The 25,876-nt window shown below is 47.6% G+C and carries 29 protein-coding genes; 12 read left to right on the forward strand and 17 right to left on the reverse strand.

What is annotated here, in order from left to right; genetic code table 11:
- Window positions 1-23 precede the first annotated feature (23 nt).
- Window positions 24-914: a TIGR00730 family Rossman fold protein gene (locus Q5L94_RS06575; protein WP_317497652.1), complete on the reverse strand. Its 891-nt coding sequence runs from the start codon at window positions 912-914 to the stop codon at window positions 24-26.
- A gap of 77 nt (window positions 915-991) precedes the next feature.
- Window positions 992-1,438, reverse strand: coding sequence for a GNAT family N-acetyltransferase (locus Q5L94_RS06580; RefSeq protein WP_317497653.1), 447 nt, complete (start codon window positions 1,436-1,438; stop codon window positions 992-994).
- A 133-nt stretch (window positions 1,439-1,571) separates the two neighbouring features.
- Between Q5L94_RS06580 and Q5L94_RS06585 the strand changes: the two genes are divergently transcribed.
- On the forward strand, window positions 1,572-2,750 hold the full coding sequence (locus Q5L94_RS06585) for an MFS transporter (RefSeq protein ID WP_317497654.1): 1,179 nt from the start codon (window positions 1,572-1,574) through the stop codon (window positions 2,748-2,750).
- A gap of 119 nt (window positions 2,751-2,869) precedes the next feature.
- Here Q5L94_RS06585 and Q5L94_RS06590 read toward each other — a convergent pair whose 3' ends face one another.
- Window positions 2,870-3,295: a secondary thiamine-phosphate synthase enzyme YjbQ gene (locus Q5L94_RS06590; protein WP_317497655.1), complete on the reverse strand. Its 426-nt coding sequence runs from the start codon at window positions 3,293-3,295 to the stop codon at window positions 2,870-2,872.
- Between the two features lie 86 nt (window positions 3,296-3,381).
- On the opposite strand from Q5L94_RS06590, the gene Q5L94_RS06595 reads away from it, so the two are divergent.
- Both Q5L94_RS06595 and Q5L94_RS06600 read left to right on the forward strand, forming a co-directional pair.
- Window positions 3,382-3,816 (forward strand): nuclear transport factor 2 family protein, encoded by a 435-nt coding sequence (locus Q5L94_RS06595; RefSeq protein ID WP_317497656.1) that lies wholly within the window; start codon window positions 3,382-3,384, stop codon window positions 3,814-3,816.
- A gap of 25 nt (window positions 3,817-3,841) precedes the next feature.
- A complete protein-coding gene (locus Q5L94_RS06600) occupies window positions 3,842-4,120 on the forward strand; it encodes a peptidylprolyl isomerase (protein ID WP_317497657.1) in 279 nt (92 codons plus the stop codon).
- A gap of 10 nt (window positions 4,121-4,130) precedes the next feature.
- Here Q5L94_RS06600 and Q5L94_RS06605 read toward each other — a convergent pair whose 3' ends face one another.
- Entirely contained in the window at window positions 4,131-4,601 is a 471-nt protein-coding gene (locus Q5L94_RS06605; protein WP_317497658.1) for a hypothetical protein, read from the reverse strand.
- A gap of 131 nt (window positions 4,602-4,732) precedes the next feature.
- Between Q5L94_RS06605 and Q5L94_RS06610 the strand changes: the two genes are divergently transcribed.
- Both Q5L94_RS06610 and Q5L94_RS06615 read left to right on the forward strand, forming a co-directional pair.
- A complete protein-coding gene (locus tag Q5L94_RS06610; RefSeq protein ID WP_317497659.1) occupies window positions 4,733-5,356 on the forward strand; it encodes an isoprenylcysteine carboxylmethyltransferase family protein in 624 nt (207 codons plus the stop codon).
- Window positions 5,353-5,496 (forward strand): DUF2256 domain-containing protein, encoded by a 144-nt coding sequence (locus tag Q5L94_RS06615; RefSeq protein WP_317497660.1) that lies wholly within the window; start codon window positions 5,353-5,355, stop codon window positions 5,494-5,496. The genes Q5L94_RS06610 and Q5L94_RS06615 overlap by 4 nt, the downstream gene beginning before the upstream one ends.
- 228 nt (window positions 5,497-5,724) lie before the next feature.
- Here the strand turns inward: Q5L94_RS06615 and Q5L94_RS06620 are convergent, their stop codons facing one another.
- Entirely contained in the window at window positions 5,725-7,593 is a 1,869-nt protein-coding gene (locus Q5L94_RS06620; protein ID WP_317497661.1) for a DUF885 domain-containing protein, read from the reverse strand.
- A gap of 101 nt (window positions 7,594-7,694) precedes the next feature.
- On the reverse strand, window positions 7,695-7,991 hold the full coding sequence (locus tag Q5L94_RS06625) for a hypothetical protein (RefSeq protein ID WP_317497662.1): 297 nt from the start codon (window positions 7,989-7,991) through the stop codon (window positions 7,695-7,697).
- Between the two features lie 135 nt (window positions 7,992-8,126).
- Here Q5L94_RS06625 and Q5L94_RS06630 point away from each other — a divergent pair, with 135 nt between their 5' ends.
- Entirely contained in the window at window positions 8,127-9,155 is a 1,029-nt protein-coding gene (locus Q5L94_RS06630) for a sodium:calcium antiporter (protein ID WP_317497663.1), read from the forward strand.
- On the opposite strand, the gene Q5L94_RS06635 is transcribed toward Q5L94_RS06630, so the two are convergent.
- Together Q5L94_RS06635 and Q5L94_RS06640 are read right to left on the reverse strand one after the other, a co-directional pair.
- Window positions 9,152-10,255 (reverse strand): Fic family protein, encoded by a 1,104-nt coding sequence (locus tag Q5L94_RS06635; RefSeq protein WP_317497664.1) that lies wholly within the window; start codon window positions 10,253-10,255, stop codon window positions 9,152-9,154. The two genes, Q5L94_RS06630 and Q5L94_RS06635, sit on opposite strands and share 4 nt — an antisense overlap.
- 128 nt (window positions 10,256-10,383) lie before the next feature.
- The gene (locus tag Q5L94_RS06640; protein ID WP_317497665.1) at window positions 10,384-11,022 is read right to left on the reverse strand and encodes a LysE/ArgO family amino acid transporter; all 639 of its coding nucleotides are present in this window, start codon (window positions 11,020-11,022) and stop codon (window positions 10,384-10,386) included.
- A gap of 88 nt (window positions 11,023-11,110) precedes the next feature.
- Here Q5L94_RS06640 and Q5L94_RS06645 point away from each other — a divergent pair, with 88 nt between their 5' ends.
- Window positions 11,111-11,686, forward strand: coding sequence for an XRE family transcriptional regulator (locus Q5L94_RS06645; protein WP_317497666.1), 576 nt, complete (start codon window positions 11,111-11,113; stop codon window positions 11,684-11,686).
- 48 nt (window positions 11,687-11,734) lie between these two features.
- Window positions 11,735-12,313, forward strand: a complete 579-nt coding sequence (locus Q5L94_RS06650; RefSeq protein WP_317497667.1) for a 3'-5' exonuclease — start codon at window positions 11,735-11,737, stop codon at window positions 12,311-12,313.
- 41 nt (window positions 12,314-12,354) lie between these two features.
- On the opposite strand, the gene Q5L94_RS06655 is transcribed toward Q5L94_RS06650, so the two are convergent.
- Window positions 12,355-13,218: a YicC/YloC family endoribonuclease gene (locus Q5L94_RS06655; protein WP_199493760.1), complete on the reverse strand. Its 864-nt coding sequence runs from the start codon at window positions 13,216-13,218 to the stop codon at window positions 12,355-12,357.
- A gap of 29 nt (window positions 13,219-13,247) precedes the next feature.
- Window positions 13,248-13,835, reverse strand: a complete 588-nt coding sequence (gene smrA / locus Q5L94_RS06660; protein ID WP_317497668.1) for a DNA endonuclease SmrA — start codon at window positions 13,833-13,835, stop codon at window positions 13,248-13,250.
- Between the two features lie 136 nt (window positions 13,836-13,971).
- Here smrA and rph point away from each other — a divergent pair, with 136 nt between their 5' ends.
- The gene (rph, locus tag Q5L94_RS06665; protein WP_317497669.1) at window positions 13,972-14,685 is read left to right on the forward strand and encodes a ribonuclease PH; all 714 of its coding nucleotides are present in this window, start codon (window positions 13,972-13,974) and stop codon (window positions 14,683-14,685) included.
- A gap of 36 nt (window positions 14,686-14,721) precedes the next feature.
- Entirely contained in the window at window positions 14,722-15,366 is a 645-nt protein-coding gene (gene pyrE, locus Q5L94_RS06670) for an orotate phosphoribosyltransferase (protein ID WP_317497670.1), read from the forward strand.
- Window positions 15,367-15,534: 168 nt separating this feature from the next.
- Here the strand turns inward: pyrE and Q5L94_RS06675 are convergent, their stop codons facing one another.
- The gene (locus Q5L94_RS06675; RefSeq protein WP_317497671.1) at window positions 15,535-17,211 is read right to left on the reverse strand and encodes a cyanophycinase; all 1,677 of its coding nucleotides are present in this window, start codon (window positions 17,209-17,211) and stop codon (window positions 15,535-15,537) included.
- Window positions 17,212-17,509: 298 nt separating this feature from the next.
- Between Q5L94_RS06675 and Q5L94_RS06680 the strand changes: the two genes are divergently transcribed.
- Complete coding sequence (locus Q5L94_RS06680; RefSeq protein ID WP_317497672.1) at window positions 17,510-18,850, forward strand: ABC transporter substrate-binding protein; 1,341 nt, start codon at window positions 17,510-17,512, stop codon at window positions 18,848-18,850.
- Here Q5L94_RS06680 and trmL read toward each other — a convergent pair.
- Complete coding sequence (gene trmL / locus Q5L94_RS06685) at window positions 18,834-19,298, reverse strand: tRNA (uridine(34)/cytosine(34)/5-carboxymethylaminomethyluridine(34)-2'-O)-methyltransferase TrmL (RefSeq protein ID WP_317497673.1); 465 nt, start codon at window positions 19,296-19,298, stop codon at window positions 18,834-18,836. The genes Q5L94_RS06680 and trmL overlap by 17 nt on opposite strands.
- Before the next feature lie 54 nt (window positions 19,299-19,352).
- On the opposite strand from trmL, the gene Q5L94_RS06690 reads away from it, so the two are divergent.
- Entirely contained in the window at window positions 19,353-20,282 is a 930-nt protein-coding gene (locus Q5L94_RS06690) for a cation diffusion facilitator family transporter (protein ID WP_317497674.1), read from the forward strand.
- Here Q5L94_RS06690 and Q5L94_RS06695 read toward each other — a convergent pair.
- From Q5L94_RS06695 to glnL, 5 genes are all read right to left on the reverse strand, one after another.
- Window positions 20,272-21,276 (reverse strand): alpha/beta hydrolase, encoded by a 1,005-nt coding sequence (locus tag Q5L94_RS06695; protein WP_317497675.1) that lies wholly within the window; start codon window positions 21,274-21,276, stop codon window positions 20,272-20,274. The genes Q5L94_RS06690 and Q5L94_RS06695 overlap by 11 nt on opposite strands.
- Window positions 21,273-22,538 carry a HAMP domain-containing sensor histidine kinase gene (locus Q5L94_RS06700; RefSeq protein ID WP_317497676.1) on the reverse strand — a complete coding sequence of 422 codons (1,266 nt, stop codon included), beginning with the start codon at window positions 22,536-22,538 and terminating at the stop codon, window positions 21,273-21,275. Before Q5L94_RS06700 ends, Q5L94_RS06695 begins: the two co-directional genes overlap by 4 nt.
- Window positions 22,539-22,630: 92 nt before the next feature.
- Entirely contained in the window at window positions 22,631-23,311 is a 681-nt protein-coding gene (locus Q5L94_RS06705; RefSeq protein ID WP_317497677.1) for a response regulator transcription factor, read from the reverse strand.
- Between the two features lie 76 nt (window positions 23,312-23,387).
- Window positions 23,388-24,794 carry a nitrogen regulation protein NR(I) gene (gene ntrC / locus Q5L94_RS06710; RefSeq protein WP_317497678.1) on the reverse strand — a complete coding sequence of 469 codons (1,407 nt, stop codon included), beginning with the start codon at window positions 24,792-24,794 and terminating at the stop codon, window positions 23,388-23,390.
- Complete coding sequence (gene glnL / locus Q5L94_RS06715; protein ID WP_317497679.1) at window positions 24,784-25,857, reverse strand: nitrogen regulation protein NR(II); 1,074 nt, start codon at window positions 25,855-25,857, stop codon at window positions 24,784-24,786. Before glnL ends, ntrC begins: the two co-directional genes overlap by 11 nt.
- Window positions 25,858-25,876 lie beyond the last annotated feature (19 nt).

A 25,876-nucleotide genomic window follows, 5' to 3' on the forward strand; every position in this document is an offset into this window, starting at 1 on the left:
GCGCCAAGCGCAACGGGAGCAAGTTAACCTTTGCTCCCGTTCTTTAAATCATAACAATGACAAATAGCCTTCCACGCGTCTTCTGCACTATCCACAATCTGGAACAAATCTAAGTCGTATTCTGCAATAGCGCCTTCTTCTACCAGCAAATCAAAGTCGATTGCACGCCGCCAAAACTCAGAACCAACCAAAACGATAGGTACTGGCCCGGACTTTTTCGTTTGTACCAGGGTTAAGGTTTCGAATAACTCATCGAGTGTTCCAAAGCCACCGGGAAAAGCAACCAACGCACGGGCTCGTTGCAGAAAGTGCATTTTGCGAATAGCAAAATAATGAAATTGAAAGCAATATTCAGGCGTTATATATGGGTTCGGGCGTTGCTCATGGGGCAGTACTATATTCAGCCCAATACTTTCGCCTCCGGCCTCCATTGCCCCCCGGTTCGCAGCTTCCATAATACCGGGGCCACCGCCACTAACAATCATCAGATTTTCTTCATCGTGCCTCAGGTTATGTTCAGTCGCAATACGCGAAAAATCCATTGCCTGCTGATAATAGGCGCTATTTTTTAATGCCCGCTGGGCGCGCTTTAAATTACCTCTTAAACTATCGTTATCCGGATCTTCTGCTAATGCCTGCTCGGCCACACGAGCATCGTGCCGCGCCTGTTCAGGGGATAAAAAGCGGGCGCTGCCAAAAACGACAATGGTTGAATCTATCTGATGCTTCTCTAACGTTAACTGAGGTTTTAAATATTCCAGTTGCAAGCGTACCGCGCGCAAATTGTCCTGCAGTAAAAATTCATGGTCAGCGAATGCCAACTTATACGAACCTTGCCCTTCTATCTTGGCAATAGATTCTTCAGACTGCTTTGCCGAAATTAAGCGACGTCGATGCAATTCATTTTCTGTCATGAGAAGTCCGTATGCATGGGGTTAATGGTAACCAATAATGGATAGTTTATCTTAAATACAGGGCAAAGCCTTTTGAATTATTCTCTCTCCAATTGCATAGAGACCATGCCATTATTCTCACCCACCTCGTGAAACCCCAGATCTTTATAAAGTGACCGCGCTGGCGTATTTTCAGGGTACACATTCAATGTAATAAACCTTACTTGCTCCTGCGCCCAGGCATTTTCCAATAGTGCTTTTACAAAAGCCCTGCCAAGTCCTTTTCCTCTCACTTTCGGGTTAACAATAAGGCAGGCTATGTGAATACCGTTCTCGATTTTTTCATAAGCCTGAGCAAAACCAACCAGCTCTTCATTCTGATAAAACGCAAAAGTCCCGCGTTCGTTGCCTTTAATCTGTTGCCAGATTGCATCCGCCGAGCTGCCATACCGAACTTTATCGCCAAACCACAGCCGGAACTCGGCGGCATTTTCAGGCCAGGTCAGCGCCATTTTTAACTCGTTGATTTCAGCTTTCTTTAACATCGCTCTTTATCTTAACAATGGGTTTTCAACGTAAATTATCACAGAAGAAAACCTAACGTCGCGTTAGTTCACTAACTAAGGTAATGTAAGGCCAATAAAAAATAATCTCCTATAAGATGCAATTAACGGCGCCATGCTAAGCAATACCAAACTGCACCAGAAACTCGCCTTACCTTTAATTATTCTCTCTCAATTACTGGGCACGTCCTTGTGGTTCAGTATTAACGGTGTCTGGCTTCCTTTATCGGCAGAACAGCAACTCACAGAGTCAGACTTAGGCGCTTTAACTCTGGCCGTGCAACTGGGTTTTATTATCGGCACTCTGACACTGGCATTAACCGGGCTGGCGGATCGTTACCGAGCCAGCCAAATCTTCCTGTTCTCAAGCATGGTTGGTGCAGTCGTTAACGCACTCTTTATCGTTACCGTTGATATAGCCAGTATGGCCTGGTTGCTGCGCTTTTTAACCGGGCTGTGCTTAGCTGGAATTTACCCAATGGGAATGAAACTGGTGATATCCTGGGTACCCCGCTATGCAGGCAGTGCACTTGCCTGGCTATTGGCAATGCTGACTCTGGGCACAGCTTTGCCCCACCTCATGCGCGGCATAACGCTGGACTTTTCATGGCAGATCCCGCTACTGGTATCTTCGTTACTGGCATTGCTTGGCGGCCTGTTAGTAGGATGGCTCGGCAGCGGCCCCCATTTACCGGCAACAGCTTCAGCTCATACGTTCCGTTCTGGCCTTAGCGCATTAACACGCCCCAAATTCAGAGCCGTTGCTGTCGGTTACTTCGGCCATTGTTGGGAGCTATACGCATTCTGGATGTTAACACCATTGCTGGTATTGCAGCCTTTAACCGCTCTCAACCTGCCTTTAAGCGCAGTACCCTGGATGGCCTTTTTCATTATTGCTATTGGCAGCCTGGGCTGTATTGGCGGTGGCTTACTGACTAAACACTTCGCAGGGTTAACCGTTGCCAGACTGGCATTATTCAGCTCTGGGAGCATTTGTTTGCTATACCCTTTAATGACAGAACTTACCGCCTGGATACTTTTGGGTTTATTGCTGTTGTGGGGCCTTACCGTTATTGCTGACTCCCCGCAATTTTCAGCACTGGCCGCTCAGTTTGCACCAAAAGAAAATGTTGGTTCTGCACTGGCCATAATGAATGCCATTGGATTTTCATTAACACTACCGGCTATATGGCTAACCAGTAATTTGTGGTCTATACATAACGAGTGGGTTACCTGGCTTTTGCTGCCGGGGCCAGTCATTGGTTTATGGGCAATGCGCAAGCTATCACCATAGAAAAAAATCATGACCACTAAAATTAAAGACCAGCGTATTTATAAGTACGGCGTTATCGCTATCGTTTGTATCGTTGCCGCTCTGGCACTTATTTTTGTTATTGGACGCTTCGGGTAAAATTAGTACTCACCCTGAAGTGTGAGAACCAGGGTGCGTTCGCCACCATGCTCCCGATGCTCGCAAAGATAAATACCTTGCCAGGTTCCGAGGTTTAAACGGCCATTTGTCACAGGAACGGTCAGACTACTACCAAGAATGCTTGCTTTTAAGTGCGCCGGCATATCGTCCGGCCCCTCAAACGTATGGCGATAATAGGGCGCATTCTCCGGCACCATTTCATTGAAATGACTTTCAAAGTCCTGCCTAACTGTTGGATCAGCATTTTCGTTGATGGTCAGTGACGCAGAGGTGTGTCTAATAAACACATGCAATAAACCCACCTGAACTTGCCCAAGCTGCGATAAGGCCTGCTCAACCTCACTGGTAATAAGATGAAAGCCTCGCGACCGAGCCCGTAACTGAAGTTCCGTTTGTTTGATAAGCATTTATAAACCTGTTTGCTGTACATGAAAGCTTGCCATATGCTTAGAGCATATCGAAAAAAACGTCATAACTTAAAGGAATGATACTAATGCGATACTTACTGATCGTTTTTACGCTTTTATTCAGCATAACAAGTTTAGCCCAAGAAAGTGTCGAAGAAGCCACCACAAAAGCCGTAAAAGCATTTTTGTATGGTGCCAGCATTAATTCTCCAAAAGCTCATGACCGGTTCTGGGCAGAAGAACTCACTTATACCAGCTCCAGCGGGAACCGTTTTGGTAAAGAGCACCTTATGTCCGGCATGGAAGACGCCAAAGCTAAAGACCCTGAAGAAGTAAAAGTTTGGTACGGGGCCGAAGACATCGACGTAAAACAATTTGGTGACACTGTGGTTTTTAATTTCACACTAACCGCCGAAGAAGAAGGCAAAGTGACAAAATACTATTACAATACCGGCGTTCTTATTGAGCGAGACGGTCGCTGGCAGGCTGTTAACTGGAACGCGACTGAAATACCCGAGTAGAATAGATAAACGCCGGAGATAAGAAATGGCAAGAGCACACGCATTACATATTTTAGTTGAAACGAAAGATGAAGCCGAAAAACTAAAAGAGCAACTGACTAAGGGTGCAAAGTTTGCTGAGCTTGCACGTAAGCATTCACTTTGCCCATCGAGTAAAAAAGGTGGTGACTTAGGCGAGTTTAACCGCGGACAAATGGTTCCTGCTTTTGACAAAGTCGTGTTCGGCAAACCCACTCTTGAAGTGCATGGCCCGGTCAAAACCCAATTTGGCTGGCACTTAATCAAGACATTGTCTCGCAGTTAGAAAACCGCTTTTATTCTTGCTCCTCAACCGGGTCGGCGTCCTCTTTACCGGGCTCGACATAAATAGCGATGCCTTCTCCGGTTTTATCAGTCAGTCCAAACGCTTTGCCCACACTGACACCAAACCCAACGTTCCCTGAGTAGCCTCCGGCACCGGTGCCCACATAAACGGAGTTACCTTCTTTATCACCCGTTTTTTCGAGTAAAATTCCATTCGCCCCAACTTTTGCAGCTTCCTGTTTCAGGCGCTTTAATACAGCATCCATTTTCGCCTGGTCGCCAAAACTCCACGAGGAGTCGCTGGTTGCTTCAATTAAGGCAATTTCCTCATAGTTATCTGGCTTTTCTAAATAGACTTTTACTTGCTCAGCTGGAATCTCCGGACGGGCATCGCCAATAAGCACGGAAGACGAGGGTGATACACAGCCCGCTAATAGCAGCACTCCGCTCAAAACCAGACCAGAATAAAATGTATGTTGCATAACGCTACTCTCAGTATAAATCGCTTACTTAATCAATAGCACAGAAGTGGAGATTTCACTCAACTCTTTCAATATCTTTAAGGAGCCGTAAAATAGAAAGCATTAAGCAGACCAATTAAACGGAGAGCTTTTTGTTTGATATAGACCTGATTAGCCGTCACTTTTTAGCCCTGTACTTTCTATTTATTGCGGTTCATTACGCCAGTACTGCCATCGGTTTATCCAGTCGTACCGCACAAAGCCATATCCAATATGGAAAGAAAGGCAGTGTCACCTGGTGGGTCAGACAGGTTTTTAACCTTTTCCGCGGAGCTATTTTAATAGTTTGCATTGCCCGGGTCTTTTTTCCAATAGACCCTTGGCTTGGTGTCATTACACCGCTTTATACCCCGTGGCTGCTTTCTATTGGCATGGTCAATATGCTGGCATCTCTGGGGTTAGTAAGCTATAACCACGCCTACATGAGACAAGACTGGCGCTCAGGTATCGATAACGATAGAAATCGTAATTTACTGACCAAAGGCCCTTTCTCACGTTCACGTAACCCCATGTTTTTGGCTATTATGCTGGGACAACTGGGTTTCTTTTTAACACTCCCCAGTTTGTTTACACTGGTCTGTCTGGCTACAGGTGTGGCGATGATAAGATTACAGGCTTCAAAAGAGGAACAGGCGCTTCAGGAGCTTTATGGTGATGAATACCTACAATACCAAGAGAGGGTACCGCGTTGGTTCAAATGGATGCCCACTCGTTGACACATCAAAAAACCAATTTACCCAGTAAACTATGCCCGGTTTGCCAACGTCCGTTTGTCTGGCGTAAAAAATGGAAGGACTGTTGGGATGACGTTAAATACTGCTCTGAGCGCTGTCGAAGGCAACGTCGTCAAAACTAGCGACAACCGTATTTCTGCCAATATTTCATAAGAGTTTTTAGCCGCTTTTTTTCTATGCTAGCGCGGTTTTGTAAAGATTGGAATGTGTATGCAGAATATACGAACACAAAATTGCATAATTTCGCACAGGCAGGTAAAACCTGTTTAAAACAGTGGAAAATGGTTTTGCTATGCTCGGCGCATCACCGCAGAGTTAGTGCGATGATGCGCTGTATTTAGAGAAAAGGCCTAAGAATTTTTCGTTTCGCTAATATAGTCGTTAACGAATTGCTCCAGGATATTAAGCGGAACCGGACCACTACCCAGTACAACATCATGGAACTCACGAATATCAAAGGCATCACCAAGCTCTGATTTGGCTTTTTCACGCAATTCCAGAATCTTGATCATACCAATTTTGTACGCAGTTGCCTGACTTGGCATAACAATATGGCGCTCAACCATTTTTACGGCATCGGCTTTCGCGTTCGGCGTATTGTTCACGTAGAAATCGATACCCTCTTCACGAGTCCATTTCTTGTCATGGATACCGGTATCCACTACCAAACGAACCGCGCGCCACAGCTCCATCGCTAAACGACCAAAGTCGGAGTAAGGGTCTTCATAAAGGCCAATCTCTTTTGGAAGTTTTTCGGTATAAAGCCCCCAACCTTCAGTATACGCCGTGTAACGACCATATTTTCTGAAGCTCGGAATACCTTCCAGCTCCTGCGCCATTGCAATTTGCATATGGTGACCCGGAATACCTTCATGGTAAGCCAATGCTTCCATCTGATACGTCGGCATAGATGACATATCGTACAGGTTGGCGTAATAAATTCCCGGACGTGAACCGTCCATTGACGGCTGCTGATAGAAAGCTTTACCCGCAGATTTCTCGCGGAAAGGTTCTACCGCTTTTACCGTTAAGTCAGCTTTTGGTTTATTAAGAAACAATTCGTCAAGACGTCCACGCATATTATCGATATAAGCGGTCGCTTCATCCAGGTAACGCTGACGGCCCTCTTCAGTACTTGGGTAAGTAAAGTCGTCACTGTTGCGCATATGCACAAAGAATTCCTGAAGGGTGCCGTCAAAGCCAACTTCTTTCATAATGCCGCGCATTTCTTCGTGAATACGGTCTACTTCGTCCAGGCCAATTTGATGAATTTCGTCTGAAGTCAGGTCAGTCGTGGTGGTGCGCTTCAGCGCGTTATTGTAAAAAGCCTCGCCGTCAGGGAATTTCCAGGCGCCGTCTTTGGTACCTGCTTGCTCAGCAATGCCTTCCACTGAGGTGATTAAGCCTTCATACGCTGGTTTTACCGATTCCAGCATCGCTTTTTTCGCCGAATCTAAAAGCTCATCGCGCTGGCTATCATCAATATCTAAGCCGTCTATTTTCTTAGAAAAGTCTGCCCATAACGCGCTAGGTTCACCATCATCAAACGGCGCACCGGTAATGATATTTTCACTGTCGCTAATGACATAAGGGTAAACAAATTTCGGCGCGATAATTCCTTTTTCAGCACGCAGTTCCAGGTTCTCTGCCAACTGATCAAATAACTCGGGCAGGCCATTAAGACGCGCAATATAGTCTTCTGCGTCGCCCACTTCGCTAATACCATGCTGATTAATTAGCAACGAGGCAACGCTGGAGTGCATGCCGAACATTTGATTAACCGGGTAGTTATAGTGACGCCATTTAAAGTCAGCAATGTCGTTTTCCAGCTTCTGCTTCATCAACGTCCAGCTTATTTTAGTCTGCTCATTCAGCTTAGACTCATCAATGGCCATTACCCGTTCCAGCTGAGCTTTCTGAAACTCTAAATCTTCTTTTGCGCGCTCTTCAGAAATATCGTCCCATTTGTCCTGGTCTTCTTTAATACCCAGGTAAGACTGATACATTGGGCTGCGCATGACATTTTCCATAAAAATATCTTCAAACAGCTTATTCGCCTTCTCAGATTCGGTTTGCTCAGCATTCTGGGTAGCATTTTCAGTCGTCGCGGTTTTCGACTCCGCAGTTGCCGTCGTCGCTTCTTCTTTGGAAGCATCAGAGCAGGCTGTAGTCATTAACACCAGCGAAACCGCCAGCGCTATCTTTTTATATTCAAACATGTGTGTTCTCTCCTGTAAGGTTTATAAACTTAATATCTGTTGTAGCACAGTATGTCAACGCAGGCACGACCGCAGGGTAAATTGTTAAGGCAGTCAGCTGCTTATTGCAGTCTATGTTCCCGGCAAGCTTCAATTTGCGCTGCAGGCAAGGGGTCACCTATTACCGGTTCAAGTGCCAACTGCACTTTTGGAATCAGCGCCTGAAACTCTGCCAGCAAAACCTCTTCGCTTACACTCTCGTTAAACACAAGCGTCACCTTTAAGCTTTGCGGAAAGCGCTGGTAGTTCACTTCATGAGTCAGCCAGATAAAGCCCTCATGATCAAACTTTGCGGCTTCGCACATTTGAGTCAGCTCGCGGATTATCTCGCGCTCAAGTTTTTTGTCGTTTTTTCGCATCGCCCACCCCTTTCATAGCATTGTAGCTGCAGGATAACCTATAACAACCAAATTAAGACAGAACACCACCGCGTTTGACCCGCCTACTCAGCTAGCTATACTCATTTTATCAGTCGTCATAAGGGGCTTTAGTATTTGTTAAACCCTGATAACTGGACGTTATTTCAAGGGCTGGCGGTATTTGGGGTTTGCGCTCTGGTTATCGCTATTGCCGGAACCCGTATTACGCGTATTGTCGATCAGCTTGCTGACCGTACAGGTATCGGTGAAGCCGCAGCAGGCGCGGTGTTACTGGGTGGTACAACTTCCATTGGCGGCTCCGTGCTCTCCGTTACCGCCGCGTGGAACGGTAATGCCGAGTTAGCAATGAGCAATGCGTTGGGCGGTATTGCGGTACAGACCTTCTTCCTGGCTGTGGCCGATATGGTCTACCGACGCGCGAATCTTGAACATGCAGCAGCATCGGTTCCAAACATGATGCAAAACGCGCTGCTTATTGTCCTGCTCTCACTTATTCTCATGACTCCGCTGTTGCCTGATGTCACCGTCTGGGGACTACACCCTGTGACGCCCATACTGTTTCTTGTTTATATCTACGGTATTCACCTTGTGCACCGGGCGCACGATGCACCCATGTGGGCTCCGACCAAAACTCGTGAAACTCGTGAAGACAAGCCGGATGACATAAATCTTATGCCGTCAATGGTAAGGCTGACGAGTGAGTTTTTTGTGCTATTTGTCGTGCTCGGTTTTGCCGGTTACATGCTGGAGCCTTCAGCAACTGTCATTGCCGCGAAGACCGGACTGACCCAAACCATAGTAGGCGTTATGCTAACCGCCATTAGCACCTCAATTCCGGAGTTGGTCACTTCCGTCGCAGCCGTTCGGCGTGGTGCATTGACCCTGGCTGTCGGCGGCATTATCGGCGGTAATGCCTTTGATACCTTATTTACCGCCGCATCGGATATTGCCTACCGCGACGGATCGATTTATCACACCATGACCGACGGTACCTTGTTCTGGGTGTGCTTAACACTATTGATGTCAGCCATTCTTATAATGGGCCTCATTCGGCGTGAGCGTGAAGGGCCCGGCCGTATTGGTCTGGAAAGCGTACTTATTACGGTGCTGTACCTTGGTGGGGCATGGTTGTTGTTAAGCTAGGTTGAAACCTTATAACGCGTACTTCGCCCCCCACCTTGTGTTTTATACAGCAGCTCTTGTGCAACCATATCCGCCAAATGTCGCGTCGCCGTTGCTTTGCTCACTTTAGCCACCGACTTATACTGCGATGCATTAATGCCTTCCGCAAAGTCACCATCCAACAACCGGTTAAGCACCTTTTGCTGATTCGGCTGAACATTTTTATCCGCGTGGTGAGCCCAGAATTTTGCCTTAGCGACAACCCGGTCAATTTTTACTAGAGCAGCGTCAATAGCCTCGGCAAGTGTTTGTAAGAACCAAACAAGCCATGGCGTTATATCAACCCCATGTTTCTGAGTATATTCCAGTATGTCGTAATAACCCGTACGATTTGCCAGAATCGCTTCGGACATCGCAAATAACCGAATACTTTGTTTATCCGCCTGAGCCAGCGCTCTGTCGGTAAGCGCTCGAGTTATGCGCCCATTACCATCCTCAAATGGGTGTATTGTCACAAACCACAAATGCGCAATAGCGGCGCGTAATAGGGGGTCATAGTGCGGGTCATGTTGCGTTTCGTTGTACCAATTAACAAAGCTTTCGAGCTCTGGGTCAATAGTGTCTCTTGGTGGCGCTTCAAAATGAACCGTCGGCCGTGTAATAGGGCCAGAAACAATTTGCATGGGTGCTTCACCGCGCAAAACAGCGGGTTCTATTTTTTGCATAAGCGACTCATGATGCTCAAACAACCACCGATGCCAATTTAGTAGCCTTTCTAATTTAATTGGCTCATCCAGGTCTGTTACTGCAGATCGCATCAAACTGGCTACCCCTTCCGACGAACCATCTGTTTTCACCGGAGAGTTATCATTGATACCAAGCTGCCGGGCTAAGGATGAGCGCACCGCGTACACATCGACTTTTTCACTCTCTATCGCCGATGATGCAACAATATTTGCCAAGAGCGTATCCAGACTAAACTCAGCGTCATTCTCAACCAGTGCAAATTTACCTTTTAGTTGACCAAGACGATCGTAAACGCCACGCAATAAAGGCGCCAGCTGCTGTTGCTGCCAAACCATGTTCGGCCAGTCTTTATGTTGCCAAAGCCACGCGGTCATTTGCTGATTACCCTTAGTTGCTTGCGTCGTGAGCTGAATAACAAACCTATTCGGCTCACTATATGAGCCAAATAGTAGGTGTATTCGGCTCATTTTGCAAACTCGAGTGCCTGTGCATCCTCTATCGACTAAAACCAGTACGGAACCACATCGACTAAAAGGCTACCGGCGATTAGAAACATTACCGCACTGATTAATGCATTAATAATACGCCACGTTTTTGGTTTATTCAGTTTACTAGCGAGCTTTTTTGCAACAAATACTAGTGTGTAAAACCACGTTGCAGAGGCACATAAAGCTCCGGCCACGAACCACGGTCTATAGACTTGCTCAAGGCCAGCGGTAACGCCGCCAACCAGAACAACAGTGTCTATATAAACGTGTGGGTTTAAAAATGTCATTGCAAACGACATCAATAATGCGCTTTTAAGCGATGTTCTTTTGCTTTCCCCTTCATCGATCGATAATCGACTTTCACCTTTTATTGCAGCTTTTAGCGCATTACTTCCATACCAAATTAAGAAAATAGCGCCCGCTAAGCTCAGCATTTGCCCCCAGATGCTTTCAATCGAAAATAGCGCGCCAACGCCAAACACGCCCGCACCAATAAGTAGAATATCGCCAACAAAGCAAACCGTCGCCGCTGCAAACGGATGATTATTCGTTAGCCCGGTTTTTAACAGAAAGGCGTTCTGGCTACCAATTGCGATAATCAATCCACCAGAAATTACGGCACCCATAACGAATACACTGACAAACTCAAACATTATCACTTCCTGCGTTGTTCTAATCGTTTAAGTCAACGATAATGGAAATTATCGTCAGTTTAATATAAAGAAACAAATAGTCAATATAATGACCGATAAAGATAAAACAGCTATTAATGAAGCTATCGCAAAACGCGTTTACACCTTTCGTAAGCAATACGGAATGTCCCTTGATGAGCTGGCTAAAAATGCCGAAATCAGCAAGGGGATGCTAGTGCAAATAGAGAAGGGGCGTGCCAACCCAAGCATAGGGATTCTATGCAAATTAGCCAATGCACTCGCTGTTTCTGTGGCGGATATAGTAGCTGTATCAGACGACCCGAAAGTAACGATTCGACAGCCTCAGGACATTCCGACACTCTGGAATGGTGAACATGGGGGGGCTGCTCGACTGCTTGCAGGTTCAAAGGGCACAATCATGATTGAGTTATGGCGATGGTCTATGTTTCCCAAAGAACAATTTGTATCTGAGGCGCACTCTAAAGGAACCATTGAACTCATTCACGTTGAGGGAGGATGTTTAGACGTTTTGGTGAATGGAGAAACTTATACTTTATCGGCAGGTGACTCAATGACCGCCGAAATGGACGTTGCGCACACCTACCAAAACAGCACTAACGAACCGGTTCACTTCACAATGACGGTCTACGAAAAGTCGAGGTAGAGCTCTCATTGAAAGTTTCTCTTCAAATATCAAATCAGATTTTTACCTATGGACCCGAGTATTGTGAATTCCAACAGGCTTTATCTAATAGTCGACCTTGAAGCCACGTGCTGGGATGGCAATGTTGAAGGTTTAGACCGTAAGCAAACCGTCGATGATATGGAAATTATCGAGTTCGGTTGTGTTATCGCACAATTAGACGGAGCCGTGGTGGACTCCCGATCGTTTATGGTTCGTCCACAGGTACATCCAAAGCTCAGCAATTTTTGTACTCAATTAACCAGTATTACGCAAAGGGATGTTGACTCAGCCCCGGTTTATCAAGACGTAGTGTCTAAGATAAACCAGTGGTTGGAGAATTATGATTTAGCGGCTTGGGGGTCATGGGGTAATTACGACAAGAATCAAATTGGAGCAGAGTTCCGCCGTCATGAACTGTCACCTGAATTCTTCTCACTGTCGCACATTAACATCAAGCAACAATGGCGACAGGGCAAAGTGAATAGTCGTAGCGCTGGTTTAGCCAATGCTATGAAATATCATGGTTTATCGTTTGAAGGAACGCACCATCGCGGCATTGATGATGCGTTGAATATTGCGCGATTGCTGAGGTTTACTGAATTATGAAATCGCACCTGCGGTAGAACCGCAGGCTACGTCAAAATACATCATTCCAGGTTCTGGATCTGCTCCCTCATTTGCTCTATCAAAACCTTCAATTCCACCGCAGCAGCGGTAATGTCAGAGTTGATAGACTTAGAGGCGAGTGTATTTGCTTCGCGGTTGAACTCTTGCATCATAAAGTCCAGGCGGCGTCCGCAGGGGCCGCCTTTTTTCAGTATTTTGCGGGCTTCTTCCACGTGGGCGTCTAAACGGTCGAGCTCTTCGGCTACGTCGGTTTTCTGCGCCAGCATCACCATTTCCTGCTCAACGCGCTGCGGCTCCAACTCAACTTTGGCTTCTTCAAACCGGGTTAGTAAGCGCTCACGTTGCCAAGCCATAACTTCCGGCATGCGTTCACGCACAAAAGCTACCTGAGTAGTCACACCGTCTAGGCGTTCCTGCAGCATTTTATCAATGGCTGCGCCTTCGCTTTTGCGGTTCTCGATAAAGTCATTGGTGGTCTTCTCCAATGCGGCCAGAACGTCTTTTTGCAGTTCGTCCATGTCCTGGTCCTGAGCAGCAACAACGCCTGGCCACTTTAAAACGTCAATAGGGTTTAACTGCCCGGCAGCGGAGTGCTGGCTTACCCATTTGGCGCTGGCGATCACACTTTTTGCCAGGTCTTCGTTAATCGACAAGGCACTTTGCTGGGCTTCATCTACCTGCAGGCTAAGCTTGCACTCGACTTTGCCGCGCTGCAGCTTTTTACGAAACTGTTCACGCAATGAATTTTCCAGAGAACGGAAAGTTTCCGGTAAACGAAAGTAGGTTTCCAGATAACGTTGGTTAACTGAACGAATTTCCCAAACTGCGGTGCCCCAGTCGGCTTTTTGCTCGTAACGAGCATAGCCAGTCATACTTTGAATCATGTCGGTTCCTTTAAAACGAATCGTTTCTGTTACCGCTTAGCGTGCTTTTCACGGTTCTTTTGTTTCTGTTCGGCGTTCTTTTTCATCATTATGTAGGCTGCGCCGCGGCCACCATGGGGTCGCTGTGCGCTATGAAACGCCAGTACCGGCTCCAGCTCGCGCAACCACTTATTCACGTAACTTTTTATCAGTGCCGGATGCGGCTTTGTGTGCTTGCCCATGCCGTGAATGATTAAAGCCGTACGTACACCCGCGGCATGGCAGTCTTTCACAAAGTTAAACAGCGCAGTGCGTGCCTCCGCCAACGTATGGTGGTGCAAGTTCAAACTGGCTTCCATACTGTAACGCCCCTGTTTAAGGCGTTTATACACTCCAGCCTGAACACCATCGCGATGAAACTCAATAACGTCCTCCGGCTCAACCAAGTCTACATACTCAGTCGATAAAAAGTTTTCGTTTTCAGCTTCTTCTGCCTCAGCAGCGCGGCGGCGCTCTTTTTGCGCCAGCGTCGGTTCAAAAGCCTGCTTAATATCAGCAACTTCTTCACCCGCCAAGGGCGTTACGTCAGTCATTTCCTGACGAAACAACTCAAATTCTTCATCATCTGAACGCGACATACTGCCTCCCGCTCATATTCTTTTGCTCGGTCTAGTGTAATACGTTGCTGCGCGAATCGCGATCCATTAATCGTGCAATTCTGCTACAATTGCGCTCAATTTATACATCGCGACATTCACTCAGTAAGGAGATGACATGCGTCCAAGTGGCCGTACGGCACAACAAATTCGACCGGTAACCATTACCCGTAACTTTACCCGACACGCAGAGGGCTCGGTTTTAATCGAGTTTGGCGAAACCAAGGTGCTTTGTAATGCCTCGGTAGAAAGAGGTGTTCCTCGCTTTTTAAAAGGTAAAGGTCAAGGCTGGGTTACCGCTGAATACAGCATGTTACCACGCGCAACTCATACCCGTTCTGCCCGCGAAGCCTCCCGCGGTAAGCAAGGCGGTCGTACCTTAGAAATTCAGCGCCTAATTGGCCGTTCACTGCGTACCTGCATCGACATGAGCGCCTTAGGTGAGCACACCATTACTATCGACTGTGACGTCATTCAGGCCGACGGCGGCACACGTACCGCGTCTATCACCGGTGCCTGTGTGGCATTAGTTGACGCGCTGAACTGGATGCGGGCGCAAGGTATGGTCAAAGTAAACCCATTAAAAGAAATGGTCGCGGCAATTTCGGTCGGCATTTTAGACGGTGAACCGGTTAGCGATTTGGAATACATTGAAGACTCAAAAGCCGATACTGACATGAACATTGTTATGACAGAAGCCGGCAAGTTTATCGAAATTCAGGGCACAGCCGAGGGCGAAGCCTTCAGTTTTGACGAAATGAACAGCTTAGTCGAAATGGCGCGTCACAGTATTCGCGAGTTAATTGATATTCAGAAACAAGCGTTAGCGTAAGCTTAAATATAAAAGCAGGCGAGGAAAAATCAGGCAATGAAAGCGTATCAAAAAGAGTTTATTGAGTTTGCCATTGAGCGTGGTGTATTAAAGTTTGGTGAGTTTACCTTAAAGTCCGGGCGTACCAGTCCGTACTTTTTTAATGCGGGGCTTTTTAATAAAGGTTCTGACCTGGCTCGCTTAGGCCGCTTTTATGCCGCCGCGTTGGTCGACTCCGGTATCAGTTTTGCTGTGCTTTTTGGCCCCGCCTACAAAGGCATTCCAATTGCCACCGCCACAGCGGTTGCCTTATACGACCACCATCATCAGGACACCCCATATTGCTTTAACCGTAAGGAAAAGAAAGACCACGGCGAAGGCGGTAACCTGGTGGGCTCTGCGCTGGAAGGCAAGGTGATGCTGGTGGATGACGTGATCACCGCAGGCACAGCTATTCGCGAAGCCATGGAGATTGTCGAAGCTAACGGTGCCGAATTATCCGGCGTGCTCATTGCTCTGGACCGTCAGGAAAAAGGCAAAGGCGAACTGTCGGCTATTCAGGAGGTTGAACACGATTTTGGCGCTCAGGTGGTTAGCATTGTAAGCTTAAATGATGTGATCAACTTCTTAAAAGATGACGACGCCTTTAACGAATATTTGCCCAAAGTTGAAGCGTATCGCGCCGAGTTCGGCGTCGCCTGAAGAAATGGAATATCGGAGAATAAGAGTGCGCCTGACGGTTGCAAGGGGTCTTATGGAGGTGCGCAGCGCCATGGATGGCGCTGCACAAGCCCTACAGGGATGTATTCACGGGCGTCCTCCAAAAGACCCCTTGTAACCTCAGCACTCGCTTTCCCGATTCTCCAGCTGTTACAGCTGCTCCTGTGGTTGCCAGGCAATACCAATGCTGCCGTTTACAATCTGACACTCACCACCTGAAGACTGCACCCGACTGGACTCCCCACGCTGTGCAATTAGGCGAAAGTCTTTATTTAGCACGCTAACCTGCTTACGCTCGCCACACAAAATACGCATGGAATCGATTAACCCACGGTCGCTGAGAAAGTTCGTAGTAGGCTCTTCCTGAACCACATCATCACCTTCTGCAAATTCGGCGGTTTGTAATCCATAAGGTGAAATAACACCAGATGCTCCGGCAACCAGATAATGAAACGTAGCAGCTACGGCATTATCGGTTCCTTGTGCATCTTCCACAAAGAAAGCACCGCGCTCACCAATAATATCAAAGCCGCCAGTTTCAAGGTTCACTTCCATAGCAGTGTTTTCATCGATACCAATAGACAAGGGCGTTGAGCTTGAAGCCGCTAAACGCATTAAACGACCCTGTCGGCCCCGCTCAGAAAAATGTGTATCTAAGGTCGCGTAATGGAACAAGCTCAGCCCCCCTAATGGGTGGTAAGTCAGGCTATCCGGTCCAACATTAGGCGGACAAGTAGTGTCTAGATCACACCCAAATGCGGGTGGATCAGAGGCGATAGCGCCTTCTTTTATAGCCTGAGCAGTTGTACCGTTGGAGATCATTGGCTTAGAGGTCATGACCGCCGTACCTGCGCTGGTTCCGCCAACAACCACTTCTTTTTGTTGAACAGCGGCAATAATCGTTTTCAGCACATCGCCGGGCTGATTATTCGCTTTCACAAAAGTCGAACGGGTTAAGTTCTGGTCGCCGCCATTAAAAAATAGCCCATCGGCGTCTGCTATCATTTCTGCAGCTGTATCAGAGTCTTTGCAAAATGCGACCTGTTCTTTATAACGCTCTCTGTGCACCCGATCACGTTCATAAGCACCTAATTGCTTTTGTTGAATTTTTGCCAGCTCATCGCAGCGGCCTTCACGCCGAGCTTTCACAACAGCGGAATCCAGCGGCAACCAACGCGCTTCAGCTCCCAACTGCTCAAATACACTGCTGTAAAAGTCGATAGCGTCATAAGGGTTACGGGATGCGGAGGTCAGAAAATAAATAACCGGCTTCTGATCATCGCCGGCAACAGACTGAGCCATTTCAACAAAGCGCTGAAAAATCGCTTTCGATTCACCTTTCAGGTTTTCATCCAAATTAACGACTTCGCGGGCAGAGTCAGGAACAGGAAGCTCAATCAAATCGATAATTCGGTTCCATTCCGCGTCTGACAATGCGTTATAAAGCTGCTGGGTTGCACGACGGGTAAATTCACGCAAAAAAACGCGTTCAGGAACAATATCCTCTTTTAAACGCTCGTGAATTAATTCCAGTGCGTCAGCGACTTTTTTGCGAGTTTCTTCACGGTAAGTAGGCCAAACCGATTCTGCCGTTGCCTTAGAACGAAACTTTTTCGACAGGTTTAAATATCTGTCGGTACGCATCGTTTCCTTATCTATCCAGTCAACGTCATCACAGTTATCCGACGCGAAACTGGAACAGGCCGTCAGGCCACCACCAGCCAACAATAAATGCCGGTACGTATCATCATCGGCAGCATTTGACGGCGCCGCAAAAGCTGATGACAATGCCGCCAAAGAGAGCAAGGAAAACAACGACTTAACCATAAATAAAACCCCTAGTTACCGACGGCTCTCACCGCTAGAATAGCTTAACTAACAAAATCAACAGGCTGCAACGCTAGAGCGTTAGCGACCTATCTGTCAAATATAGGACAATAGATTAACGCATTTATTATAGACAGACCTAAAATTCTCACAGAATTAACTTATGCGATACGACAGAGTAAAGCCACTGTTAATAAATATAACACTATGAAAACAAATGATTTTCAGATCTCGTGACGCACCTTTGAACACTGCTATACTAACCGCTCTTTTATGAAATAAGATCACACGCGTTGTTATGAAGTCACCGTTACGTTTTTGCTTTCTGTTACTGCTCGCGGGTCTGCTCCCGATGACCAGCCTTGCCTTCTCAGAGCAGAAACTGACCTTCCGTGCCCCCGAAGAAGGCCCCTTTACGCAATATGTAACCGCGGTGCTTGAAGAGGCTTACGGAAAACTCGGTATCGAACTCGAGTACATCGAACTTCCCCGCTTACGAGGTGAGCAGTTAGCCACTGAAGGCACCATAGCCGGGGAACTCGGAAGAACCGCGCTACTGGAAGACAAACGTCGACACCTGCGCCGGGTGCCTTTTCCATTATTTACTTTCGATATTATCGCAGTAGCCGATCGTCGCAACTGTGGTTACTGCCCATTGTCAGAAATGGAAAGTCTGGCCTATGTTAACGGTATGGACTCAATTACCAAATTGGTCGACAACCTGCCTTACGAACCGTCTATTGTCACCCCTATTGATATTGAACAAGTGGTAAAACTACTTGATTCGGGGCGTATTCAAATGGCATTTATGGGGGATTTTCAATTTGAAAATTCAGAGCTGAAAGATAACCCTCATTTAATTACTCATAAGTTATCGACAGAGGTTGGTTTTCATTACCTGAATGAGGGTCATGCGAGACTGATCCCTCAACTGACTTATCACCTGCAAACTATGCGCGCCAACGGCCGGATGAAGGCGCTGCGCGAGCAGTATGGTGTCACCCTGGAAACACCTGTAAAACCCATAAAGCGTCCTGACCAACTAACCGTTGTAGGAGCTCTGCATCAGGGATTACTGAATGCCGACGGCACGGGAAAATTATGGAGTTTGGCTAAATCCGTATTTCCGACTTTTACCTCCCGGCTCAATACGGTTGTCAGCAGTTGGCAGCGAAGTATTCAATTACTACAAGAAGGCCGTGCAGATGCATTAATTGGTGTTCGCCCTGATCAGAAAATTAAAAATATCATTCTGTCTAAATATCATATTGCTTACGACGAAAGCATTTTTCTTTTCACTCTTGAAGAGCCGAATGATGGTCCTATTTGTGTATCCGGTCCTCGCTTCATGCAAACCTTACTGGATACCGACCAACCCTTTTACCGGGCATCGAATTCGCTGGACTGCTTTGCACTGCTGGATATGGAAAGAGTCAGCGCGGTAATAGACTACAAAGACAACCTGCCTGACTGGACCGAAAAGCCTTATAAGAAACAGCAGCTGTCCGACCCGCAACCTTTATTCGTGGCTTTTTCCGATAACAACAGAGGCCGTGCACTTCGTCAGCTGTTTGATAACACGCTGTTCGAACAGACAATTGAAAGAAAGGCTAAACAGCAAATTAACGAGCGCCTGTAAAGTCGTTCTGACGCCAGGCTTCATAGGCAAAAATAGCCACTGAATTGGAGAGATTAAGGCTTCGGCTGGTATCCGCCATTGGCAACCGCAACCAGTTCTCTTGCGGAAAAGTTTCCAGAACCTCCATTGGCAGCCCGCGGGTTTCGGGGCCAAACAACAAAACATCGCCAGCCTCATAATCCACTGCAGAGTAATTTGTCTTACCTTTGGTTGTGCACGCAAAAATGCGGTTAAACGAGGTATTATTCAAAAAGCTCTGCCAGTCTTTATGAATATTCACAGACGCTAAATCGTGATAATCAAGACCCGCCCGGCGTACCTTCTTTTCATCCAGTTCAAACCCTAAAGGTTCAATTAAATGCAAAGACATGCCCGTGTTCGCCGCCAGACGAATAACGTTGCCGGTATTAGGGGGAATTTCAGGCTCAAACAGTACAAGGTGCAACATGGTCGTTTTCATCACTTGAGTAAAAGCGGTAGAATAGCAGAATATCTTTTATAAATGTGTACCGGTACTGTGGCAAATCAGAAAAACTACCAACAGAATTATGCGTTTTGGGTAAGGCTGGCAAGTACAGCGTCAGTTATCGTTGCCATAACCTTAATTACCATTAAGCTTTTTGCCTGGTTCCAGACCGAATCCGCCAGTATGCTGGCATCTCTCACCGACTCAATTTTAGACAGCGGCGCTTCTATATTCAGCTTTTTTGCGATTCGCTACGCTTTGCAACCAGCAGATGAAGAGCACCGCTTTGGTCACGGTAAAGCCGAGTCCCTGGCGGCGTTAGCGCAAAGTGCCTTTATTTCCGGTTCCAGCATGCTGCTTATTTTCCACAGCGTTCAACAGTTTATGCAGGGCGGCAGTGTGCCAAAAGTGGGCTATGGTATTGCGGTTTCTGCCATTGCTATTGTTATTACCTTTGTTTTAATTGTTATTCAGCGTATGGCTATTCGCCAGACCAACTCTCAGGCCGTGCAGGCCGATAACCTTCACTATCAGTCGGACATACTGCTGAACTTAGCCGTTATTGTGGCGTTAATTTTAAGTAGCTATGGCTGGCTCTGGGCTGACAGTATTTTTGCTATCGGCATTGCGGTTTACCTCATTATTGGTGCAGTTCGTATTGGCTGGGATGCATTTCAGGCACTGATGGATCGTGAGTTGTCAGAAGAGCTACAACAGCAGATTGGTAAGATCACAATGGCAGTCGACGGTGTCAGAGGCTTTCACGGTTTACGCACGCGCGAGGCCGGTCCAGTACGTTTTATTCAGTTGCACATTGAGCTGGCCAACGAATTGTCTCTATTACGAGCACACGCCATTGCCGACGATGTTGAAGCCCAGCTGATGAAAGCTTTTCCGGGAGCCGACATTATTGTCCACATGGACCCTGAAATTGTCGCCGTGGTAGAAGGCTCACTTAAGCGTTAACAAGTTTTCGGGTTTCTTCAATAAGAGCGTCCAGCACAGGTTGACGGAACTTGTCAGCTTCCATCATAAGTTCGTGCGACGCACCTTTAACGGTCTCAAACCGAAAGTGGTCTCGGGTAACCGCAGCGGCCACTTTCTTTTGTCCAGAAGCGGAAACCACTTTATCACTCCCTGCCTGAAACAGAATAACCGGAATGGTAATGTCATTTGCCTGTTTCTGGGCGTTGATAGCGCCGCTAATGGCCTCATACAGCCAGTTAAACGTCGGCCCACCTAGCTGAACATCCGAAACATTGTCGTAAGCATCCCGAAAAGCCTTATATCGCCGTCGGCTGTGCGTCAGAACGTTATCCTCAAACGGCACCGGCTTATAATCTCCCATGCCGAGGAAGTACCAGGGCTTTGCCAGCCATTTGTTTAGCCAGGCCCCTGTAAAAACTATCCAACGCGCCAGCCAATAAGGAACTATTCCTGTTTCTATGGAAAACATAGGAGCAGAAAGTATCAATTTTTTATAAGGGTGCTGGTAAGTGGCACAGTAAATGGTCGCTATTGTTCCACCCATTGAATGGGAAAATAGCATTTTGGGTACATCGCCAAATTGTGCCATCAACTGGTCAGTAAAATCCGAGAAGTCACGTACAAAGTCATTAAAGTTTTCGACATGTCCCTGATGAGGGTTCGCCGTCAGGCGCCCCGACAAACCCTGCCCCCGATGATCCAGTGCGGCAACGGAAAAACCTTGCTGTGCCAGCTCCCAAAACAGTTCCTGATACTTCAGGGCGGATTCAATTCGCCCGGGAGCAATAACCACTAAGGGTGCGGAATCACTATGTCGGTAATAAGCAAAGTGTAACTTGATACCATCAAATGCAGTAAAGTACTGAGACGTAACTTGTTGTTCCCAAAAGACTTCGACTTGGGTATTAAAAAACTCAAGCCATTCAGGCGTGTCGTCCGCAGGGCGTTGTTGTGTAGTAGGCGGTTGCTTCATTCTTTCTGTTCAGGCTGACTTTTGGGTAAGTCTAACACGACTTCCAGCCCCCCTTCAGAGTGATTATGAGCTTTTAATTCGCCACCCAGAACAGCCGCCGCGCGATGACTCAGGGCTAAACCAAGACCAACGCCGGCTTTATGATGTCGTGCCGGATCGCCGCGATAAAAAGGCACAAACAGTTTACTTATGGTGCTCTCATCAACTCCCGGGCCATGGTCCCGAATACGTATATGACAGCTTTTGCCGTAATCGTCACAAGAAAGCTCAACGTTATCTTCGGTGTAGTGCAGCGCGTTACGAACAATATTTTCGAGAACCAGCCGCAGCAATTCAGGGTCGGTATCAATAACCGGCCAATTACTACCGTGGCGCAGCAAGCGCTCCCGTACTTGGGGATGCTGATAGCACATATCGTTAATAAGCTGCTGCACCAGTTCACCGCTATCCAGGCTTTCATGGTTCAAATCAACCAGCCCATTCTCCAGTCTCGACAGTGAAAGAATACGTTCAATAATTACACTTAATCGTTCAGTGTCTCGACGTAACTGCTGCCAGTTCGGATCTTGTTCATCGGTTTCGGTTAAATCCAAAGCCACCTGCATACGAGCCATAGGTGAGCGCAGCTCGTGTGATACATCACTGAGTAAGCGCCGTTGCGCATCGCGTGAGGTTGCCAAGTCAATTGCGCCCTGCGATAAAGCCCTGGCCAGTTCGCCAATTTCATCGCCGCGTTTAGGTAAGCGTTTCAGTTCTGGTGTCGCACTGCCGTCAGCTACTTCACGCATTGCTAAAATCATTCGTCGTATAGGGCGAATCAGCCAAATACCCAGCAAGACCGCAAGTAAACCACTGCCGACCAACAAAGTCAGTATGCGCGCACGAGTCGACTCAGCTTCCAGTTGTTCACGATCAACCTGCTCTTCAATGCCTAAGGGCTTAGTCACCAGAATTTTATTGCCGTCCAGCTCGAAAGGACCCATTAACAGGCGTTCATCCAGAGGGATTTGCTGAGGTGAATCCTGACCCAGCATACGCAACAGTGTGGAACCATGACTCACGCGCAGCATCTCGTCCATTAACAGCTTCTCGCTGCCCTGCACCGATAACTGCGCGGCAACTCGGTAGTCACCGGCAATAAGCCGGCCGGGTTGTAATGAGTGAAAGGTTAGGGCATCACTCAATAAAGGCTGTAACGTCTGATAAATCTCCGAGTTCAGTGGTTTAAGTTCAGCTTTGGGTTTATTCCAGACTGCTAACAAATAACCACTGGCCGCCGTGACCGAAAGCAGCGCCCAGAAAATGAAAAGTAATCTCAGAGCAAGCGATCGGTACCACCGCGTACGCCAGTTTTTCATAAGCTTGCAATCAGTCGGTAGCCGCGACCTCTTATGGTTTGAATACGATCAGGTTTTGCCGGGAATTTCTTCCGGATGTTACTAATATGCACATCCAGACTGCGGTCGAAAGGTTCCATTTTCCGTCCAAGTGCCGCAACCGACAACTGATCCTTACTAACCATTTGCCCGGCCTGCTGCATAAGGCAACGCAAAATATCAAACTCAGTTGGCGTCAATATCAGTTCAGCGTCATCGCATTTCACTTCGGTGGTATCGGGATCCAGCACAATACCGCAAACATTCAGGCTTTCATTCTGCATGGTCGTGTTTGGCGTGCGACGCAGCAGAGCTCTTACACGGGCAATCAGTTCGCGAGGGTTAAAAGGTTTTGGCAGATAATCATCTGCGCCAAGCTCCAGCCCCATAACTCTGTCGTCATCGTCACCACGAGCCGTCAACATCAGTACGGCGGTATCACGGTGCTGTTGGCGTAAGCGTTGCAAAAGCTGCATGCCATCAATACCGGGTAACATAACGTCCAACAAAATAAGTTCGTAGTCACCGTTGAGTGCTTTATCAAGACCAGTGACACCATCTTCAGCGACGCTTAAATCTACAGATTCACGTTTAAACAATTCTGTCAGCATGACTGACATTTCAGTATCATCGTCAATGAGTAGTACGGAATGTCTCATAACTTGTTGTTCTCTCCTAGAAATAAATCCATGATCCAAAATGCCGGGAGTGGATACGAGCCTCTTTACATAACTTTTACTTTAACAGAGTTTTCAATTTTCGGGTTAAGGTATTCCTTCCCCAGCCCAGCCATGCGGCTGCTTTTTGTTTGTGTCCGGAGAAACGTTTTAACGCAGTCTGTAACGCCACCTGCTCCAGCTTCTGCTGATAACTTTGCAGAACATCCTGCGAGTTTAACGGTTGCAGTTCAAGCTCGGCTTGCAACGAGTGTAACCAGGTAAGTTCACCTTCTGGCTCTGCCGGAGCAGGTTCCGAGGTCACAAGAATGTCTTCAGGCAGGTCTTGGGAACTAATTTGTTGCCCGGGCGCCATTACCGTTAACCAACGGCAAGTATTCTCAAGCTGTCGGACATTGCCGGGCCAATTGTACTCCTTAAGTGTGCTAAGCGTTTCATCGAGCAAGGTTTTAGGCGTGACATTTAACTCTTCCGCCGATTTTTTAAGAAAGTGTCTGGCGAGAGTATCAATGTCTTCCGCTCGTTCACGCAGAGGCGGCAGCCGCAGTCGAATAACATTAAGCCGATGATAAAGGTCATCCCGGAATGTGCCCTGGTTAACCAGATGCTCTAACTCCCGGTGAGTCGCAGCAATAACACGCACATCCACTTTTACCGGTTGTAGCGCTCCTACCGGGTAAAACTGTCCTTCGGCCAGAACACGCAGCAGCCGGGTCTGAACCGGTAACGGCATATCACCAATTTCATCCAGAAACAAAGTACCACCGTCGGCTTGCTGAAACCGCCCAACGCGTTTCCGATCGGCTCCGGTAAAGGCCCCTCGCTCATGCCCGAACAGTTCCGACTCAATTAAATCGGCCGGTATTGCTGCCATATTAAGCGCAATAAAAGGTTTGCCGGCCCGTGGGCTGTGTTTATGCAGAGCACGCGCGACAACTTCTTTGCCGGTACCAGTTTCTCCGGTAAGCAGCACACTAACACTTGAGCCCGACAAGCGTCCGATAGCACGAAACACGTCCTGCATAGGCGTGGCTTCGCCAATAAGTTCGGGAACTGAATTTGCATCCGCTTCCGCGGGTGCATTTTCACTTTGTCTGGCATGCTGCAGAGCACGGTCAACGGCGGTAATGGCTTCATCAATATCAAAAGGCTTCGCCAGATACTCAAATGCACCGCCCTGAAACGCTTTTACTGTTGTTTCAAGATCAGAATGTGCGGTCATAACAACAACCGGCAGATGCTCCTGCGTCTGATGCAGCCGCTCCAGTACTGCGAGGCCGTTTTCACCCGGCATACGGATATCGGTGAGCACAACAGTTGGTTTATCACTCTTTAATGCGGTGAAAAAGTCCTCACCATTGGCAAAACTGCGCACATGATAACGGCTATCGGCAAAGGCTTTTTCCAGTACCCAGCGAATCGAGTCGTCGTCGTCAATTATCCATAACTGAGCATTAGTGGTCATCCGTCACCTCATTACCATTTTCTGCAGAAAGATAAGGCAGATACACTGAAAACCGGGTTGTCCCGGGACTGGAATCAAAATCGATTTTCCCTTTATGCTGATGCACCAAGTTTTGTGCCAGCGACAAGCCGAGCCCGGTTCCTTCGGCACGGCCGCTTATTAACGGATAAAACAAGGTATCGCGCAGCTCTGCCGGAATACCGGGTCCGTTATCGGTCAAAGTAACCACTGCACATTGCCGATAGCGCTGTCCAAACAGAGTCAATTGATGCTCCACCCGGGTTTTGATTGTAATAGTGCCTTCGCCGGACATCGCTTGTGCTGCATTTTGGGCAATGTTCAAAAATACCTGCTCACAAGCTTCCGCAACCACCTGAATACCCGGCAGCGACGGGTCATAATCCCGGACTAAATTCAGCGAATCACCATATTCGTACCCCAAGGTTCTGGCGACTCTCTCCAGTACTTCGTGAATATTGGTTTCCTTCGATTCACCCCTTTTTTCCGGCCCAAGTAACCTGTCGACCAAATACCTTAACCGGTCCGACTGGCTGATGATCAAGTCCGTATACTCTGTCAGGCTCTCGTCCGGCAGTTGCCTCGCCAATAATTGTGCTGCACCGCGTAAGCCCCCCAACGGGTTTTTAATCTCATGCGCCATACCACGCAATAAATGCTGGGTAGCGAATAGCTGATTACGCTGTTGGTCTTCCTGATTTATTCGCCGCAACTGGTCTACTTGTTTTAATTCCAGCAGCAAAGCACGTCCAAATGGTTGCTCCACTGTCTGAATGCTGGTTTCCACCCGAATATTGTGCCCGGAATGCAGCGCGAACTGAGCTTCCGCATTCAATACCGTTTGTTCGTTATTCAGACACTCCATCAGCGTTTCTGACGCCAACGAACATTGATAAAACGCCGCGGAGAAAGGTTCGCCCAACAGGCGCTTTGCACTGTGATCGAGCAAAGATTCAGCAGACGAATTGACGTAACGGATGGTCAGGCGATCATCGAGGATGAGTATGCCTGTGAGTAGTTGGTTAAGTAGCGCAGTATCGTTCACGAAGGCAGGATAAATTACG

The sequence above is a fragment of the Idiomarina sp. Sol25 genome (assembly GCF_033052775.1).
GTDB lineage: Bacteria > Pseudomonadota > Gammaproteobacteria > Enterobacterales > Alteromonadaceae > Idiomarina.

Coding starts and splice junctions, on each gene's coding strand:
- Q5L94_RS06575 (WP_317497652.1), bottom strand. CDS start 914: ATGACAGAAAATGAATTGCATCGACGTCGCTTAATTTCGGCAAAGCAG.
- Q5L94_RS06580 (WP_317497653.1), bottom strand. CDS start 1,438: ATGTTAAAGAAAGCTGAAATCAACGAGTTAAAAATGGCGCTGACCTGG.
- Q5L94_RS06585 (WP_317497654.1), top strand. CDS start 1,572: ATGCTAAGCAATACCAAACTGCACCAGAAACTCGCCTTACCTTTAATT.
- Q5L94_RS06590 (WP_317497655.1), bottom strand. CDS start 3,295: ATGCTTATCAAACAAACGGAACTTCAGTTACGGGCTCGGTCGCGAGGC.
- Q5L94_RS06595 (WP_317497656.1), top strand. CDS start 3,382: ATGCGATACTTACTGATCGTTTTTACGCTTTTATTCAGCATAACAAGT.
- Q5L94_RS06600 (WP_317497657.1), top strand. CDS start 3,842: ATGGCAAGAGCACACGCATTACATATTTTAGTTGAAACGAAAGATGAA.
- Q5L94_RS06605 (WP_317497658.1), bottom strand. CDS start 4,601: ATGCAACATACATTTTATTCTGGTCTGGTTTTGAGCGGAGTGCTGCTA.
- Q5L94_RS06620 (WP_317497661.1), bottom strand. CDS start 7,593: ATGTTTGAATATAAAAAGATAGCGCTGGCGGTTTCGCTGGTGTTAATG.
- Q5L94_RS06625 (WP_317497662.1), bottom strand. CDS start 7,991: ATGCGAAAAAACGACAAAAAACTTGAGCGCGAGATAATCCGCGAGCTG.
- Q5L94_RS06635 (WP_317497664.1), bottom strand. CDS start 10,255: ATGACCGCGTGGCTTTGGCAACATAAAGACTGGCCGAACATGGTTTGG.
- Q5L94_RS06640 (WP_317497665.1), bottom strand. CDS start 11,022: ATGTTTGAGTTTGTCAGTGTATTCGTTATGGGTGCCGTAATTTCTGGT.
- Q5L94_RS06645 (WP_317497666.1), top strand. CDS start 11,111: ATGACCGATAAAGATAAAACAGCTATTAATGAAGCTATCGCAAAACGC.
- Q5L94_RS06650 (WP_317497667.1), top strand. CDS start 11,735: ATGGACCCGAGTATTGTGAATTCCAACAGGCTTTATCTAATAGTCGAC.
- Q5L94_RS06655 (WP_199493760.1), bottom strand. CDS start 13,218: ATGATTCAAAGTATGACTGGCTATGCTCGTTACGAGCAAAAAGCCGAC.
- smrA (WP_317497668.1), bottom strand. CDS start 13,835: ATGTCGCGTTCAGATGATGAAGAATTTGAGTTGTTTCGTCAGGAAATG.
- rph (WP_317497669.1), top strand. CDS start 13,972: ATGCGTCCAAGTGGCCGTACGGCACAACAAATTCGACCGGTAACCATT.
- pyrE (WP_317497670.1), top strand. CDS start 14,722: ATGAAAGCGTATCAAAAAGAGTTTATTGAGTTTGCCATTGAGCGTGGT.
- Q5L94_RS06675 (WP_317497671.1), bottom strand. CDS start 17,211: ATGGTTAAGTCGTTGTTTTCCTTGCTCTCTTTGGCGGCATTGTCATCA.
- Q5L94_RS06680 (WP_317497672.1), top strand. CDS start 17,510: ATGAAGTCACCGTTACGTTTTTGCTTTCTGTTACTGCTCGCGGGTCTG.
- trmL (WP_317497673.1), bottom strand. CDS start 19,298: ATGTTGCACCTTGTACTGTTTGAGCCTGAAATTCCCCCTAATACCGGC.
- Q5L94_RS06690 (WP_317497674.1), top strand. CDS start 19,353: ATGTGTACCGGTACTGTGGCAAATCAGAAAAACTACCAACAGAATTAT.
- Q5L94_RS06695 (WP_317497675.1), bottom strand. CDS start 21,276: ATGAAGCAACCGCCTACTACACAACAACGCCCTGCGGACGACACGCCT.
- Q5L94_RS06705 (WP_317497677.1), bottom strand. CDS start 23,311: ATGAGACATTCCGTACTACTCATTGACGATGATACTGAAATGTCAGTC.
- ntrC (WP_317497678.1), bottom strand. CDS start 24,794: ATGACCACTAATGCTCAGTTATGGATAATTGACGACGACGACTCGATT.